The 13,950-nt window shown below is 72.1% G+C and carries 14 protein-coding genes; 7 read left to right on the top strand and 7 right to left on the bottom strand.

The genetic code is table 11. The annotated features are described in order from the left end of the window. Nucleotide 1: 1 nt before the first annotated feature. Nucleotides 2-895, bottom strand: a complete 894-nt coding sequence (locus AB0I81_RS59675; RefSeq protein WP_360678526.1) for an SDR family NAD(P)-dependent oxidoreductase — start codon at nucleotides 893-895, stop codon at nucleotides 2-4. Between the two features lie 104 nt (nucleotides 896-999). Here AB0I81_RS59675 and AB0I81_RS59680 point away from each other — a divergent pair, with 104 nt between their 5' ends. Then, nucleotides 1,000-1,932, top strand: coding sequence for an AraC family transcriptional regulator (locus tag AB0I81_RS59680; RefSeq protein ID WP_360678528.1), 933 nt, complete (start codon nucleotides 1,000-1,002; stop codon nucleotides 1,930-1,932). Nucleotides 1,933-1,948: 16 nt separating this feature from the next. Here AB0I81_RS59680 and AB0I81_RS59685 read toward each other — a convergent pair whose 3' ends face one another. Further along, a complete protein-coding gene (locus AB0I81_RS59685; protein WP_360678530.1) occupies nucleotides 1,949-2,719 on the bottom strand; it encodes an SDR family oxidoreductase in 771 nt (256 codons plus the stop codon). A gap of 86 nt (nucleotides 2,720-2,805) precedes the next feature. On the opposite strand from AB0I81_RS59685, the gene AB0I81_RS59690 reads away from it, so the two are divergent. Further along, entirely contained in the window at nucleotides 2,806-4,284 is a 1,479-nt protein-coding gene (locus AB0I81_RS59690; RefSeq protein ID WP_360678532.1) for an MFS transporter, read from the top strand. Nucleotides 4,285-4,320: 36 nt separating this feature from the next. On the opposite strand, the gene AB0I81_RS59695 is transcribed toward AB0I81_RS59690, so the two are convergent. The 5 genes from AB0I81_RS59695 to AB0I81_RS59715 form a co-directional block, all read right to left on the bottom strand. Beyond that, nucleotides 4,321-5,178: a geranyl diphosphate 2-C-methyltransferase gene (locus AB0I81_RS59695; RefSeq protein WP_360678534.1), complete on the bottom strand. Its 858-nt coding sequence runs from the start codon at nucleotides 5,176-5,178 to the stop codon at nucleotides 4,321-4,323. A gap of 29 nt (nucleotides 5,179-5,207) precedes the next feature. After that, nucleotides 5,208-6,380: a family 2 encapsulin nanocompartment cargo protein terpene cyclase gene (locus AB0I81_RS59700; RefSeq protein ID WP_360678536.1), complete on the bottom strand. Its 1,173-nt coding sequence runs from the start codon at nucleotides 6,378-6,380 to the stop codon at nucleotides 5,208-5,210. A 29-nt stretch (nucleotides 6,381-6,409) separates the two neighbouring features. Then, complete coding sequence (locus AB0I81_RS59705; protein WP_360678584.1) at nucleotides 6,410-7,801, bottom strand: family 2B encapsulin nanocompartment shell protein; 1,392 nt, start codon at nucleotides 7,799-7,801, stop codon at nucleotides 6,410-6,412. Nucleotides 7,802-7,922: 121 nt separating this feature from the next. Next, nucleotides 7,923-8,858 (bottom strand): hypothetical protein, encoded by a 936-nt coding sequence (locus AB0I81_RS59710; protein WP_360678538.1) that lies wholly within the window; start codon nucleotides 8,856-8,858, stop codon nucleotides 7,923-7,925. A 235-nt stretch (nucleotides 8,859-9,093) separates the two neighbouring features. Then, nucleotides 9,094-9,864, bottom strand: coding sequence for an alpha/beta hydrolase (locus AB0I81_RS59715; protein ID WP_360678540.1), 771 nt, complete (start codon nucleotides 9,862-9,864; stop codon nucleotides 9,094-9,096). Nucleotides 9,865-10,203: 339 nt separating this feature from the next. Here AB0I81_RS59715 and AB0I81_RS59720 point away from each other — a divergent pair, with 339 nt between their 5' ends. The 5 genes from AB0I81_RS59720 (at nucleotide 10,204) to AB0I81_RS59740 (ending at nucleotide 13,948) form a co-directional block, all read left to right on the top strand. Next, nucleotides 10,204-10,773, top strand: coding sequence for a MauE/DoxX family redox-associated membrane protein (locus tag AB0I81_RS59720; protein WP_360678542.1), 570 nt, complete (start codon nucleotides 10,204-10,206; stop codon nucleotides 10,771-10,773). Between the two features lie 7 nt (nucleotides 10,774-10,780). Beyond that, the gene (locus AB0I81_RS59725; RefSeq protein ID WP_360678544.1) at nucleotides 10,781-11,281 is read left to right on the top strand and encodes a TlpA disulfide reductase family protein; all 501 of its coding nucleotides are present in this window, start codon (nucleotides 10,781-10,783) and stop codon (nucleotides 11,279-11,281) included. A gap of 86 nt (nucleotides 11,282-11,367) precedes the next feature. After that, nucleotides 11,368-13,236 (top strand): ABC transporter ATP-binding protein, encoded by a 1,869-nt coding sequence (locus AB0I81_RS59730; RefSeq protein ID WP_360678546.1) that lies wholly within the window; start codon nucleotides 11,368-11,370, stop codon nucleotides 13,234-13,236. Next, nucleotides 13,233-13,742, top strand: coding sequence for a S24/S26 family peptidase (locus tag AB0I81_RS59735; RefSeq protein WP_360678548.1), 510 nt, complete (start codon nucleotides 13,233-13,235; stop codon nucleotides 13,740-13,742). The genes AB0I81_RS59730 and AB0I81_RS59735 overlap by 4 nt, the downstream gene beginning before the upstream one ends. Further along, complete coding sequence (locus AB0I81_RS59740) at nucleotides 13,730-13,948, top strand: hypothetical protein (protein WP_360678550.1); 219 nt, start codon at nucleotides 13,730-13,732, stop codon at nucleotides 13,946-13,948. Before AB0I81_RS59735 ends, AB0I81_RS59740 begins: the two co-directional genes overlap by 13 nt. Nucleotides 13,949-13,950: the final 2 nt, after the last annotated feature.

Below are 13,950 nucleotides of genomic sequence, written 5' to 3' on the forward strand. Positions count from 1 at the left end.
GTCAGCGGGCCGGCAGCCCGACGAGCCCGGCGCTGTCGTTCCACAACACCCGCGCCAGCTCGTCGCTGCGGGCCTGCTCCGAAGGGGCCGGCCAGGTGAGCCGTCCGCGCCGCAGGGCCGCGTACACCTGGCCCTCCGGTGGCGTGGCGAGGCCGAGCGCCAGGTCGCCCAGCGTCCTGCCCGCGGCGGCGCGGCTGTTGAGATGCCGATTGACCCTGCTCAGCGGCCATCCCAGCACCGACGCGCCGAGCAGCGACCAGGCCGTGCGCAAGGGCAGCGGCAGGTCCTTGGCCAGCCCCGTGCCGAACACCTGTCCCGGATCGTAGGCGATCACCGTGAGCCCGCGCGCGGACAACGATCGTGCGCTGAGCACGGCACACAACTTGGACGCGGTGTAGGCGTGCTGGCCCGCCCTGCGCGGCCGGGAGTCGCGGCCGGGGTCGCGATCGGGGTCGGCCAGCAGTCCGGCGTCGGCGTGCCGCGGCGGCACCAGCCCGGCGTTCGTGCCGGGGTCGTGCGTGCCGCTCGTGGTCAGCACGACGATCGCCTTGTCGGCCAGGGCGGGCAGCAGCAGGCGCGCCAGCAGATAGTGCGCGAGATGATTGACGGCGAACGTGGTCTCGAACCCGTCGGCGGTCCGCCCGGTCACGTCGGGCAGGATGATGCCGGCGTTGAGCAGCAGGGCGTCGATGGGGGAGCCGCCCAGCCGCCCGCGTACCGACTCCGCGAAGGCGCGCACCGAGCCGAGCTCCGTCAGGTCGAGCGGAACCGACTCGAACGCGGCGGCCGGGCGGCGCGCGCCGAGAATGAGCCGCACACCACCCGCCGCCGCCAGCCGTTCGGCGGCGATCGCGCCGAAGCCCGAAGTGCCGCCGGTCATGACGATCGTTGACACGTTGCCTCCCTCCGTGGTGCGTTACGGCCCAGTGAACGCTCCCGGCGGAAGACGATCCATATTCGGGACTCTTCTTTTCATTTCTGTCCGTCTACGCTGAAGGGGTGGACCCGCTCGCCGACCTCCTCGATGGCGTCCGCGCCCGCAGTGCGGCGTTCTGCCGGGCGATCCTCGAACCGCCCTGGTCGATGCGGATCGCCGACGGGGCGATGCTCGCGCTGGCCACCACGCTGCGCGGGCACGCCTGGATCGTGCCCGACGACGGCGCGCCGGTGCTGATGCGCACGGGGGACGTGGCCATCATCAAGGGGCCGCAGCCGTACACGATCGCCGACGACCCGGCCACCCCGCCGGAGACCGTCGTGCACCCGGGCAACCGCCTGACCACCGTGGACGGCGTCGACATCACCGACGAGCTGCGGCTCGGGCCGCGTACGAGCGGGCAGTCCCCGGACGGCTCGGCGATCGTGGCCAGCGGGACGTACCAGGTCAGCGGGGACGTGAGCGACCGGCTCATGAAGGCTCTGCCGGACGTCGTGCACGTGCCGCGATTGAGCACGCAGGCCCCGGTCATGGAGCTGCTGGCCCAGGAGGTCAGCGGCGACGGGCCCGGCCAGCAGGTGGTCCTCGACCGGCTGCTGGACCTCGCGCTCATCGCGACCCTGCGCGCCTGGTTCGCCCGCCCCGAGGCAAAGGCGCCCGGCTGGTACCGGGCGCAGAGCGATCCGCTGGTCGGCCCGGCGCTGCGACTGATCCATGACGACCCGGCCCGTCCGTGGACGGTGGCCTCGCTGGCCGAGAAGGTGGGCGCCTCGCGCGCGTCGTTCGCCCGCCGGTTCGCCACGCTGGTGGGGGAGCCGCCCATGACGTACATCACCGGCTGGCGGATGGCGCTCGCCGCCGACCTCCTGCGCTCCTCCGGCACCACGATCGACTCGGTCGCCCGGCACGTCGGCTACGCCAACGCGTTCGCGCTCAGCGTGGCCTTCAAACGGGTGCGCGGCGTCTCCCCGAGCCACCACCGCACGGGAGCGTGAGCCCCGCAGCCGGCGTTCAGCCCAGACCTCCGTTGCTCTTGAGGAGTTGCCCGTTGATCCACCCGCCTTCCGGCGAGCACAGGAAGGCCGCGAGGTCGGCGGTGTCCCGCGGCGTGCCGAGGCGGCCGAGCGGCGTCTGGGCCACCATCCGCTCCCGCAACTCGCCGCTCATCCAGCCGGTGTCCACCGGGCCGGGGTTGATCACGTTGGCGGTGACGCCGAGGTGGGCGAGCTCGTGCGCGGCGGCCTGGGTGATCCGGTCCAGGGCGCCCTTGCTCGCGCCGTAGGGCAGGTTGCCGACGGTGTGGTCGCTGGTGAGGGCGATGATCCGGCCGGTTCCGCGCTCGCCGGCGAAGCGGCGGCCGTACTCGCGGATCAGCAGCCACGTGGCCCGCGCGTTGACCGCGAAATGCCGGTCGAAGCTCTCGACGCTGGTGTCGAGCAGCCCGGAGTCGACCGACTCGCAGTGGCACATCACCAGCGCCGTGACCATGCCGAGCCGCCGTTCCACCTCCTCGAAGATCCGCGCGGGAGCGGCGGGGTCGGTCAGGTCGGCCTCGACCGCGGCGACGGCCGCGCCCCGCCCGGTCAGCTCCGCGGTGATGGCGTCGGTCGCCCCCTGCTCGACGCCCCAGTCCATCCGCCGGTCGTACGGGTTCCAGAACGTGAAGGCGACATCCCAGCCGGTCGAGGCCAGGCGGTGGGCGATGCCCGCGCCGATGCCGACCGTACGGCCGACCCCGGTCACCAGCGCCAGCGGGCGGGACACGCCAGAAGAAGTCGTCACGTGACAAGATCCTTGGCGCCGGGGCACGACTTCCGCAACCCGATTTCGACGTTGACGTCCGAGATCATCCGGCTGAGGCTTCCCTTATGCCGATGAAAGTCCGCGGCGCGCCGCAGGCGGTGGTGGCGATCCTGGCCTTCGCCGGGATCGTCGTCGCGCTGATGCAGACCATGATGATCCCGCTGATCCCGCAACTGCCCCGGCTGCTGCACGCCACGCCGTCCGACGCCACCTGGGCGATCACGGCCACCCTGCTCACGGGGGCCGTCGCGACGCCGGTGGTGGGCCGGCTGGGCGACATGTACGGCAAGCGGCGCATGCTCCTGATCGGCCTGGCCCTCCTGGTGCTCGGCTCGTTCATCGGCGCGCTCTCCGGCACGCTGGCCCCCATGGTCGTCGGCAGGTCGCTGCAGGGCCTGGCCATGGGCGTCATCCCGCTGGGCATCAGCGTCATGCGCGACGTGCTGCCGGCCGACCGGCTCGGCTCGGCGACCGCCCTGATGAGCGCCTCGCTGGGCGTGGGCGGCGCGCTCGGCCTGCCCGCCGCCGCCCTGGTGGCCGAGCGCGCCGACTGGCACCTGCTGTTCTGGACGGCGGCCGGGTTCGGCGTCCTGGCCATGGCGCTGGTCCTGGCGGTCGTGCCGGAGTCGCAGGTGCGCGGCGGCGGGCGCTTCGACGTCGTCGGGGCGGCCGGGTTGTCGGCGGGACTGTCCTGCCTGCTGCTGGCCGTCTCCAAGGGCGTCGACTGGGGCGGCCAGGTCACGGCGGGCCTGCTCGGCACGTCGGCGATCCTGCTCGGCCTGTGGGGCTGGTGGGAGCTGCGTACCGGGGAGCCGCTGGTGGACCTGCGCACCAGCGCCCGCCGTCAGGTGCTGCTGACCAACCTCGCCTCGGCGGTGTTCGGGTTCGGCATGTTCGCCATGACGATGGTGCTGCCGCAACTGCTGCAACTGCCCCGGTCCACCGGCTACGGGCTGGGGACGACGATGCTCGGCGTCGGCCTGACGCTGGCGCCGTCGGGGCTGGTGATGATGGCCATGTCGCCGGTGTCGGCGCGCATCTCGCGCGCTCGCGGCCCCAAGGTGACGCTGATGGCCGGCGCCCTGGTGGTCGCCGCCGGCTACGGGCTGGGCGTGCTGATGATGTCGGCCCTGTGGCAGCTCGTGTTCGTCTCCTCGGTGATCGGCGCCGGTATCGGGCTGGCGTACGGGGCCATGCCCGCGCTCATCATGTCCGCCGTGCCAATTGGCGAGACGGCCGCGGCCAACAGCCTCAACACGCTGATGCGCGCCATCGGCACCTCGATCTCCAGCGCCGTGGCCGGCGTCATCCTGGCCAACCTGACCAACGCGGCCGGCCTGCCCACGCTGGACGGCTTCCGCCTGGTCATGGCGATCGGCGGCGGCGCGTCGCTGGTCGCCATCGCGATCGCGGCGTTCCTGCCCGCGCACCGCGTCCCGGCCGGGACGCTCCCCGGACGTGAGCCGTCCGCGCGCCGGGCCGTGCGGATCTCCGCTCGTCCCCGACCTGCCGAGAGGGCGGGGCTGCCGGGCGAGGACGAGTGACGGGCGGGCGGCCGGAGGGGGTGGCCGCCGGGGACGTCAGACGCGGTCGGCGGCGATCAGCAGGTACTGGAAGCTGCCGCTCTTGTACGCCTCCAGGAACGACTCCTCGATACCCGTGGCCAGATGGGTCCTGGCGCGCAACTCCCAGTACGGGATGGTGGCGGCCGTGAGGTCCACCACGCTGACCGGCACGAGACGGTTGGCGGCCAGCTCCTTGAAGTAGGTGCTGCGCGGATGGATGTCGCAGATGTAGTGGGCGTTGATCTGGCTGATGGCCCGCGACGGCAGCCCGTAGGCGTCGTTGTAGCAGCCGGTGATGCACACGTAACGCCCGCCGCGGCGCAGCAGCCTGGCGTGCTCGGCGAACAGCAGCCCGAGCTCGACGTACATGGTGCTCTCGTTGTTCCAGGACGCCTGGAGGGAGCCGGTCTCGAAGCCGGTGTCGAGCATGTTGCGGAAGTGGAAGCGCACCTTGTCGTCCACGCCGCGTTCCTTGGCCTGCCGGTTGGCGAAGGCGACCTGGGACTCGGAGATGGACACGCCATCCACCTGGCAGCCGTGACGGACGTTGGCCAGCAGGCTGGAGCCGCCGCGGCCCGAGCCCGCGTCCAGCAGGCGGTGCTCGGGGCGCAACTGGCCGAGGTGGGCGATGAGCGTCTCCGCCTGCACGCTCTCCAGCCGGTGCAGCTCGCCGACGACGCGTTTCTCCCTGGTCTCGGCGGGCGCGTCCAGGACCGACCAGTCCACCTCGCCGATGCCGTAGTGGTGGTGGTAGAGGCCGTCCACCTCGCCGAGCCGCAGGTTGACGGGGTTTTCCTCGGTGTTCCAATAGTCGGCCACGGACTGCTGGTAGAGGGTGGTCAACACGGGGGCGTTGGGTGTCATGGTCACCATGGACTCCTTCTCGGTTGCCTGCGGGGTCGTCAAGACTGGTAGCGGGTGCTGCTGCCGTGCCATTCGATCCCGCCGGCCATCCACGCCTGCGCGCCGCGCAGGAAGCGTTTGAGCTCGGGGGAGGGCAGGGCGGACAGGGCGCGCTGACTCTGTTCGAAGCCGCGTACGAACTGGTTGTGAAGATGGACCGTGCGCTCGGTGGCCTCGCTCGTGGAGCAGCCCTCCTCGGCGGCGATGAGCAGGACCACGTTGGAGTCGGGCAGTTCGTCGGCGGCCTCCTTGGCCGCCGAGTACAGGTCGTTGACCAGCACGCTCGCGGTGCCCGCCTGCATGAGCGCGGTGTGGAAGCGCCGCTCCGCGAACAGGTCGGGGGGCAGCGCGTAGCCGCCGACGATGTCGATGAGCGTCATGGAGGTGTAGAAGCTGTCGTGCTGGCGGGCGGCCAGGTAGCGCCAGACGGGCGGCGGGGTGTTGAGGTAACGCCAGGCGCCGTAGGCGGCCCAGCTCACGTACATCTGGCTCGTGATGTTGCAGATGCGCATGACCTGCGCCGGCGTGGAGTGGCGGGCCACGTGGCTGGTGGCCGAGCGGAGCGAGACCAGGACGGGGTCGGCCCTGATGTGCTCCTCAAGTTGCCTGGTGTAGTCGCCGGCGTCCGGCGGCGGGTCCATGGCCGACATGACCAGGGCGAGCCGGGGCGGCAACTCGGTGGGCGTGGCGCCGAGGTCGGTCTCGTCGGCGTAGTAGTCGTCGGCCGCCCACCACGCGGCGTTCATCTGCGCGGCGATCAGCAGCATGTCGGGGTCGTCGCTGTCGGCGTGGGTGAGCATGGCCAGCCGGCCGTACCCGGTGGAGGCGAACTCCTCCATCCGCCCCTCGTGGATGCCGACCCGCTCCGCCCACGCCACCAGCCGCCGATCGACCTCCGCGCCGAGGTCGTCGTCCACCCGGGCCGTCTCGGGGCAGTAGAGCGGCGGGTAGCTGCCGTCGCCCCACTCCCGCTCCCGGTAACCCAGCGAGGCCAGGCTGAAGGCGGCCGACGGCGTCGCGGAGCCGGGGCCGGGCTCGTGCCCGTCTCCCTCCTCGAACCGGGGCCGGCACGGCCGCAGCGCCGAGCGCAGGCTGAGGGTGTGCGCACCGAGCCCCGTCGGGCCGGACGGCACCGGCACCGCGGAGATGTCGAAGGGGGCAAAGTCCGGCATGTCGCGCCTCTTCCTCAAAGATCGGCGGGTCAGGAGCGCGGGGTGGCGATGTCTACGTCCTCCAGGATCCCGACCGCGTCCGGCACCAGCACCGCCGCCGAGTAGTAGGCGCTGACCAGGTACGACATCACGGCCTTGGAGTCGATGCCCATGAAGCGCACGTTGAGCCCCGGCTCGTACTCCTCCGGGATGCCCGTCTGGTAGAGGCCGACGACGCCCTGGTTCTCCTCGCCGATGCGCATGGCCAGGATCGAGGTGGTGCGCCGCTCCGAGATCGGCAGCTTGCCGCAGGGGAAGATCGGGATGCCCCGCCAGGCGGGCACCTCGTGGCCGTTCACCTCGGTGCTGCCCGGCACCAGCCCGCGCTTGTTGCACTCGCGGAAGAACGCCGCGATCGCCTTGGGGTGGGCCAGCAGGAACCGGGTCTTGCGGCGCATGCTGATCAGGTCGTCGAGGTCGTCCGGGGTTGGCGGGCCCGACCAGGTGTAGGTCCGCTGGTCGTAGTCGGTGTTGTGGAGCAGCCCGAACTCGGGGTTGTGCAACATCTCCCACTCCTGGCGCTCGCGCACCTCGTGGATGGTCAGGCGGAGCTGCTCCTCGATCTGGTTCATCGGGTCGTTGTAGAGGTCGGCCACCCGGGTGTGCACGCGCATGATCGTCTGGGCGACGCTCAGCTCGTACTCGCGGGGGTGCTGCTCGTAGTCCACGAACGAGGAGTCGATGACCGGCTCGCCGGTGTGCCCCGCCGAGATGCCGACCTCAGCTTCGCCGCGCCGGTTGACCGGTTTGCGCAGGCCCGCCCGGTAGCCGGCCAGGTGCTCGCGCAGGGCCGCGGACCGCTCGGTGATGCGCCGCAACTCGTCGCGCGGGGCGAACAGCAGCGTGCAGGCGGTGGTGGCCCGGTACGTGCACGGCCAGACGGGGTCGTCCCCGCTGAGCGCCTCATCGCCCAGCGGGTCGCCCGCGGCGAGGATGCCGAGGAACTGCGGCTCACCGTACGGACCCTCCGCCACGCGCTCCAGGCGGCCGTGCGCGATCACGCTGGTCTGCGCGACCGGCATGCCGGCCTCGGCCACGACGTCGCCGGCCCTCACCTCACGCACGGTGAACGCGCCTGCGATCTCCGCCAGCACGGCCGCGTCGCCGAAGCCGCGCAGCGCGGGGATCCCCGTCAGGGTCTCCGGCACGATCCGCGGGTCCGCCCCAGCCCGCTCGACGGTGACGCGCCCCGGTCGGATCCGGTGCGTCAGCCGCTGGTTCACCCGGTACGTCCCGCCGCCCACGTCGACCCATGGCAACATGCGCAGCAGCCAGCGGGAGGTGATGGCCTGCATCTGCGGACGGGTCTTGGTGGTGGTGGCCAGGTTGCGCGCGGCCCTGGTGTCCAGGCTGAGCCGGGCTTCCGTCGGCTCCGTGGGCATATTTCCTCCGGAGATCGGCAGGCAGTCGCTACTAAAAGTAGTCATATGGATACTGTCGGTAGAGTCTCCTGGGAGTGAGGAATGCTGACGGTCAAGCAAGACCCATGTAACCGTCAAGCCACTAGCGGACTCCGGCCAGGACGATCTTCGTCAGCTCGTCGGTGACCGCGCACGACACGGGCGGCGCGCCGAAGTCGTCGTCCTCGTCCTTGAGCTCCAGCTTGGCGCTGGACAGGTGCACGCTCACGTAATGGGCGTCGTTCTTCCTGCTGTTGGTGGCGCGGCGCAACTCCACGGCGTCGGCGCAGGTGCGGGTGAGGCCCAGTTCCTTCGTGCTGCGCACGGCGTACAGGCCGTCGATGGTCGTCTGCTTGCTCTTGAACTGCCGGCTCTGCGAGCCGGGACGCTGCCGTACGTGGAAGGCGAAGGAGACGGCGACCGTCAGCTTCTGGTTCTTGCTCCGGTTCTCCAGCGTCAGGTCGCACGCGTACGGCCCGCTGTAGGCCGTATCCGTCGGCCGGTACGCCGAGCCCAGGGCCTTGACCAGGGCGTCCTTGCGCGCACAAGGGTCTTTGCCGAGCACCCCCACGGCCCTGCCCCGGCGCGGCGGCAGGCCGAGCGCGCCGTCCATCACCTTGGCCAGGTACTCCTTGGCGGCGGTGCAACGTTGCGGCCACGGCCTGCGCTCCAGGCCGCGCGGCGGCGTCTGCACCACGTCGAGGGCCAGGGCGCTGCCCTCCACGCCCTCGTAGGGCACCTTGTAGTGGCAGCTCCGGTGGCTCTCCTGGTCCGTGGAGTACTCCTCTCGGTAGATCTTCCGGCCGCCGAGCCGCTCTTCCGTGGCGTCCTCGGCGTCGCGCGCCGAGAAACTCCCGTGCAGGTCGATCTTGAAGCTGTAGACGCTCTTGGCCGGGTCGGAGTAACCGGTGAGATATTGGCATTCGGTCATGCCGGACCCGCGCACGGTGAGCTGTTCGGGGCCGTACTTCTTCAGTGACCGGTGCGGCACCAGGTCGCACGGGTCTGCCGCGCGGACACGCTCGAAATGGTCCGCCATGGAATCTTTTGGAGCCTCTTCCCGCTGCTCCCGCGGGGTGGTGGTCGGCGGCTGTTCCGGCTTTTTACCGAGCATTTCGGCGGGCAGTCCGCATCCGGACAATGCGACGGCCGCCACTGTTATTACCATAATGCGTTTTGTGCTGTCAATCATGATGGGACGTCACCCTACAGCACGAATATCCGGCCGGGATTCCGTCACGCTTTCACGATTTTTGAAATGAATTCGTTGGGGCTTACCATCCCCGCCCGCGCAGGAAAACGGCGCAGCGCCGGGTCCAGTCGCCGGCCACGGGATCGTCCGCGGCCAGCCCGAGGCCGTGCCGGCCGCTGGGATAGACGTGCACCTCCTGCGGGACGCCGTGCCGGGCGAGCGCCTGGGAGAGCAGGAGGGTGTCCTCGACGGAGACGCCCTCGTCGTCGGCGGTGTGCCACAGGAACATGGGCGGCGTGGCGGGTCCCGCGCGGTCCGGGAGCGAGAGCCGGGCGCGTACGGACTCGGGGGCGTCCTCGCCCAGCAGGTTGACGGCGGATCCCCGGTGCGCGGACGGGCCGGTGAACGTGGTGACGGGGTAGCAGAGCACGGCGAGTCCCGGGCGCGGGTCGGCCTCGTCGATGGCGTCGCGCGGGCCCTCCGCGAGCATCGGGCCCGGCTCGGTGGCCAGCAGCCCCGCCAGATGGCCGCCCGCCGAGAAGCCGAGCACCCCGACGCGGGCCGGGTCCACGTGGGTGGTGGCGGCGTGGTGGCGTACCCAGCGCACCGCCCTCGCGGCGTCGAGGAGGGGCAGCGGGTGGCGGTGCGGGGCGATCCGGTAGCGGACGACGAACGCCGCGACGCCGAGCGAGTTGAGCCATCGCGCGACCGGGGCGCCCTCGTGATCGGCCAGGTGGTGGTAGGCGCCGCCGGGGAACACCAGGACGGCCGGGGCCGGCCCGTCGCTCGCCGCGACGGGGAAGGCGGTGATGGTGGCCTCGCCGGTCGTGGGCCACAGGGGGTGCTCGCTCATACGTGCGCCTTTCGGGGTCGATCGAGTACGGATGCTAGCGAGCGGTCGGCGGCACGCCACGACCAGGCCCGCACGGCGCCGGGCATGCGCGGGCCCCGATGGGGCGCGAACCTGGGTCCTGCTGCCGCCCGGGCAGGGAAACCATGCGCGGACCTGGGTCCGGCTGCCGCCCGGGCAGGACGACTATGCGTGGACCTGGGGCCGATTGCCGCCCGGGCAGGAGGACCATGCCTGGGCCTGGGGCTGATCGCCGCTCGGGCAGGGGAACCACCAGAAGACCAACCCGACACCAAGCCGGGCGGGCATGGTGGTGCGTCGTCGGCGCCATCGGAGGTGATCATGGATGAGTTTCTGCGGGTGTTCCCGCCGGTGCTGCTCGTGGTTGTCTTCGGGGCTTCGTCGCTCTCGAAGGTTCTCCGGGCGGGGGCGTACAGGGACTTCGCCGCCTCCGTCCGGGACCTTGCCCCGCTCCCGGCCCGCTGGGCGCCCGCCATCGCGGCCGCCGTGGTGTCCGCGGAGATCGTCACCGCCGGGCTGCTGCTCACGCCGGGGTATCCGGCCGGGCTCGTCCTGGCGGCGGCGCTGCTGGGCGCGTTCGCGGCGGTCGCCGTGACGGCCGGGCGGCGCGGGCTCAGGGTGCCCTGCAACTGCTTCGGCGGCGGCGCGGGCGCGGGACGGCGGCTGCCGCTCGGAACCCCGCACGCCGTGCGCAACCTGCTGCTGGCGGCGGTGGCCCTGGCCGGGCTGTTCGGGGACCCGGGCGTGGTGCCGGGCTGGGCGGGGGCTGGGCTCTCGGGGGTGGCGGCGCTGGTCTGCGCCGCGCTCGTGCTGCGATTCGAGGACATCGCCGCACTCTTCGGCCCCCTCATGGAAGACGACAGTGAGCGGCTCGCGAGAGGGCCGCGGTAGGGGATTCATGCAGTTCGTGGTGGCCGCCCTGGTGCTGGTGGCTTTCGTGGCATTGCTCAACCTGGCGCTCACGCTCGCCGTGATCCGCCGCCTGCGGGCGCAGGAGGAGGCGCGGCGCGGCGAACGCCCGGCCCTCAAGCCGCTCATGGTGGGCCTGGGGGAGCGGCCGGAGGACTTCACGGCCGCGGACGTGGACGGCGAGAAGTTGTCCCGCGCCGACCTCGGCCCCGGGCTGGTGGGCTTCTTCTCCACGACGTGTCCCGCGTGCGCCCAGCGGCTGCCGAAGTTCACGGAGCTGGCAGCGCGCGACGCGGGCACGATCGCGATCGTGGTCGGCGAGCCCGGCGAGACCGCGGAGATGATCGACGAGTTGCGCCCCGTCGCCCGGGTCTTCACCGAACGCCACGGCGACACCCTGACCACGGCGTTCGCCGTCGGCGGTTACCCGGCCACCTGCCGGCTCGACCCCGAGGGCGCCGTGGTGGCGCACAACGTGGAGCTCGGGTGAAGCAGGGCGCGGAGCGTGGAACTCGGGTAGGGCAGGGCGCACAGCGTGGAGACCGGGGCAGGCGGGGCGCGGAACCTGGAGATCGGGTGGGGCAGGGCGCACAGCGTGGAGACCGGGGCAGTCAGGGCGCGGAGCCGGTGGCGCGGGTGCTGGCGGGACATGCCGGGCGGGCGGCCGCGCTGGCGTGGCGGGCGGCACCGGGAATGGTCGCCGTGCAGGCCGCCGGAGCGGTGGCGTCGGGCATCGCCCCGGTCGCCGCCGCCTGGTTCACCAAACTGGCCTTCGACCGGCTGACGGGCGCGCCGCAGAGTGGCACGGACGGGCTGCTCACCGCCGCGCTGGGGCTGGCCGCCACCACCCTCGTCACCGCCGTGCTGCCGCAGATCACCCAGTACGCCCAGGACGAACTGCGGCGGACGATCACCCTGCGCGCCCAGGCCACCCTGTACGACGCGCTCAACCGCCTCCCCGGCCTGGCCAGACTGGAGGACCCCGCCTTCAGGGACCGGCTGCGGCTGGCCGAGCAGTCGGGCCGGCAGGCGCCCGCGCAGATGGTCACCTCCGCCCTCGGCTCCGCCCGCGCGCTGTTCACCATGGCGGGCTTCGCAGGCTCGCTGATCGCCATCGCGCCCTGGATGGCCGCCGTCCTGGCGCTGGCGGCGGTCCCGGCGGTCTGGGCCGAGCTGTCGATCAGCAGGACCCGCGCCCGGCTGGCCCGCAGCACGATCCAGTCCGTCCGCCGCGAGTCCTTCTACGCCGAACTGCTCAGCGGGCTGCGGGCCGCCCAGGAGGTGCGCCTGTTCGGGCTCGGCCGGTTCCTGCGCGAACGGATGCTCGGCGAACTGGCGGGCGTGCACGCGGCCACCCGCCGCCTGGACCGGCGTGAGCTGCGGGTTCAGGGGATCCCGGCCCTGCTGGGCGCGGTCGTGGTGGCCGGCGGGCTGGTCTGGGCGATCCACGCGGCCGGGCAGGGCAGGCTCGGCGTGGGCGACATCGCGGTGTTCGTCGCGGCCGTCGGGGGCTGCCAGATGGCGCTGACGGAGCTCGTACGCACCACGGCCCTCGCCCACCAGTCGCTGCTCCTCTACGACCACTACCGCGCGGTCGTCACCACCCGGCCCGACCTGCCCGCGGGCACACGGGACGTGCCGGAGTTGCGGACCGCCGTCGAACTGCGGGACGTCTGGTTCAGGTACGGCCCCGGCCACCCCTGGATTCTGCGCGGCGTGAACCTGACCATCCCCGCCGGCCGCTCAGTCGCGCTTGTCGGCCTCAACGGGGCGGGCAAGAGCACCCTGGTCAAGCTGCTGTGCCGGTTCTACGACCCCGGCCGCGGCACGCTCACCTGGGACGGCGCCGACTACCGCGACCTGCGGACCGACGCGCTGCGCGAACGCATCGCCCCCGTGTTCCAGGACTTCATGCACTACGAGCTCACCGCCCGCGAGAACATCGCGCTCGGCGACCTCACCGCCCTGGACGACAGGGCACGGCTGTCGGCTGTCGCGGACGCCGTACGCCTGCACGACACCCTCTCCGCCCTGCCCAAGGGCTACGACACGCTGCTGACCAGGACATTCCTCGACCACGACGACGAAGGTGACCCCGAGACCGGGGTGCTGCTGTCCGGCGGGCAGTGGCAGCGGGTCGCCCTGGCCCGCGCGCTGCTGCGCAACCGGTGCGACCTGATGATCCTCGACGAGCCGGGCTCGGGCCTGGACGCCGAGGCCGAGCACGAGGTCCAGCAGCGGTTGCGGGAACTGCGCGAGGGCCGTACGTCCGTGCTCATCTCCCACCGGCTCTCCGCTGTGCGTGAGGCCGACCTCATCGTCGTGTTGTCGGAGGGGCGCGTGGTGGAGCAGGGCCGCCACGACGAACTGATGGCCGCCGACGGGCACTATGCCCGCCTCTTCCGCATCCAGGCCGGCGGCTACGAGGCGGTGGCGCCGACATGAGATCCCTCCTGACGCGGGTGGCCCGCGGGGTGCGCGCGGCGGCGGCGCTCGGGCCGGTGCTCTGGCTGCTGCTTTGGCTGGTGCGCCGTCACCTGCTGATCGTCACCGTGGCCGGCGACAGCATGCGCCCGGCCTATCGCGACGGCGACCGCCTGCTCGCCGTCCGCCGCCCGGCCGTCCGCATCCGTACCGGCCGCGTGGTGGTGGCCGAGAGCCCCGACCGCGACACGCTCACCTGGCCCCCGCGCCCATCCGCCGCCCCGCTGATCAAACGGGTGGCCGCCCTGGCGGGCGAACCGGCGCCGACCGGTTCGGGCGAGGGCGGGCGGGTGCCCGCCGGCCGGGTGGCGCTGCTCGGCGACAACGCCGCGGCCAGCTTCGACTCCCGGCAGGCCGGCTGCTTTCCCACCGACCGTGTGGTCGCCGTGGTGATCGCGCGTCTGCCCGGCAAGGCTCCCGAAAACGGGACACCGATGATGGAAGGAGACCCGAGATGGTCAAGTTGATGGAGGCCCTGGGCGATCGCCTGCTGACCAGGCTGGTGCCGGGCATGACCGCCGAGGCGAGCCCGTACTGCCCGCCGTACTCGGAGTGCCGCTTCTGCGGGTACAGCGGTTCGATGCCCAAGCACTCGTGGTACCAGATCTACTCCAACTGCCACGAGTACTTCGGCCAGTGCGTCGTCCAGAGCTCCGCCTGCGAAGTGCGGTGACC

Origin of the sequence: Nonomuraea sp. NPDC050404, assembly GCF_040655495.1 — a bacterium.
GTDB lineage: Bacteria > Actinomycetota > Actinomycetes > Streptosporangiales > Streptosporangiaceae > Nonomuraea.

Excerpts from the sequence above, each read along its gene's own strand:
- AB0I81_RS59690 (WP_360678532.1), top strand. The coding sequence starts at position 2,806 with ATGCCGATGAAAGTCCGCGGCGCGCCGCAGGCGGTGGTGGCGATCCTG.
- AB0I81_RS59695 (WP_360678534.1), bottom strand. The coding sequence starts at position 5,178 with ATGGTGACCATGACACCCAACGCCCCCGTGTTGACCACCCTCTACCAG.
- AB0I81_RS59700 (WP_360678536.1), bottom strand. The coding sequence starts at position 6,380 with ATGCCGGACTTTGCCCCCTTCGACATCTCCGCGGTGCCGGTGCCGTCC.
- AB0I81_RS59705 (WP_360678584.1), bottom strand. The coding sequence starts at position 7,801 with ATGCCCACGGAGCCGACGGAAGCCCGGCTCAGCCTGGACACCAGGGCC.
- AB0I81_RS59710 (WP_360678538.1), bottom strand. The coding sequence starts at position 8,858 with ATGGCGGACCATTTCGAGCGTGTCCGCGCGGCAGACCCGTGCGACCTG.
- AB0I81_RS59715 (WP_360678540.1), bottom strand. The coding sequence starts at position 9,864 with ATGAGCGAGCACCCCCTGTGGCCCACGACCGGCGAGGCCACCATCACC.
- AB0I81_RS59720 (WP_360678542.1), top strand. The coding sequence starts at position 10,204 with ATGGATGAGTTTCTGCGGGTGTTCCCGCCGGTGCTGCTCGTGGTTGTC.
- AB0I81_RS59725 (WP_360678544.1), top strand. The coding sequence starts at position 10,781 with ATGCAGTTCGTGGTGGCCGCCCTGGTGCTGGTGGCTTTCGTGGCATTG.
- AB0I81_RS59735 (WP_360678548.1), top strand. The coding sequence starts at position 13,233 with ATGAGATCCCTCCTGACGCGGGTGGCCCGCGGGGTGCGCGCGGCGGCG.
- AB0I81_RS59740 (WP_360678550.1), top strand. The coding sequence starts at position 13,730 with ATGGTCAAGTTGATGGAGGCCCTGGGCGATCGCCTGCTGACCAGGCTG.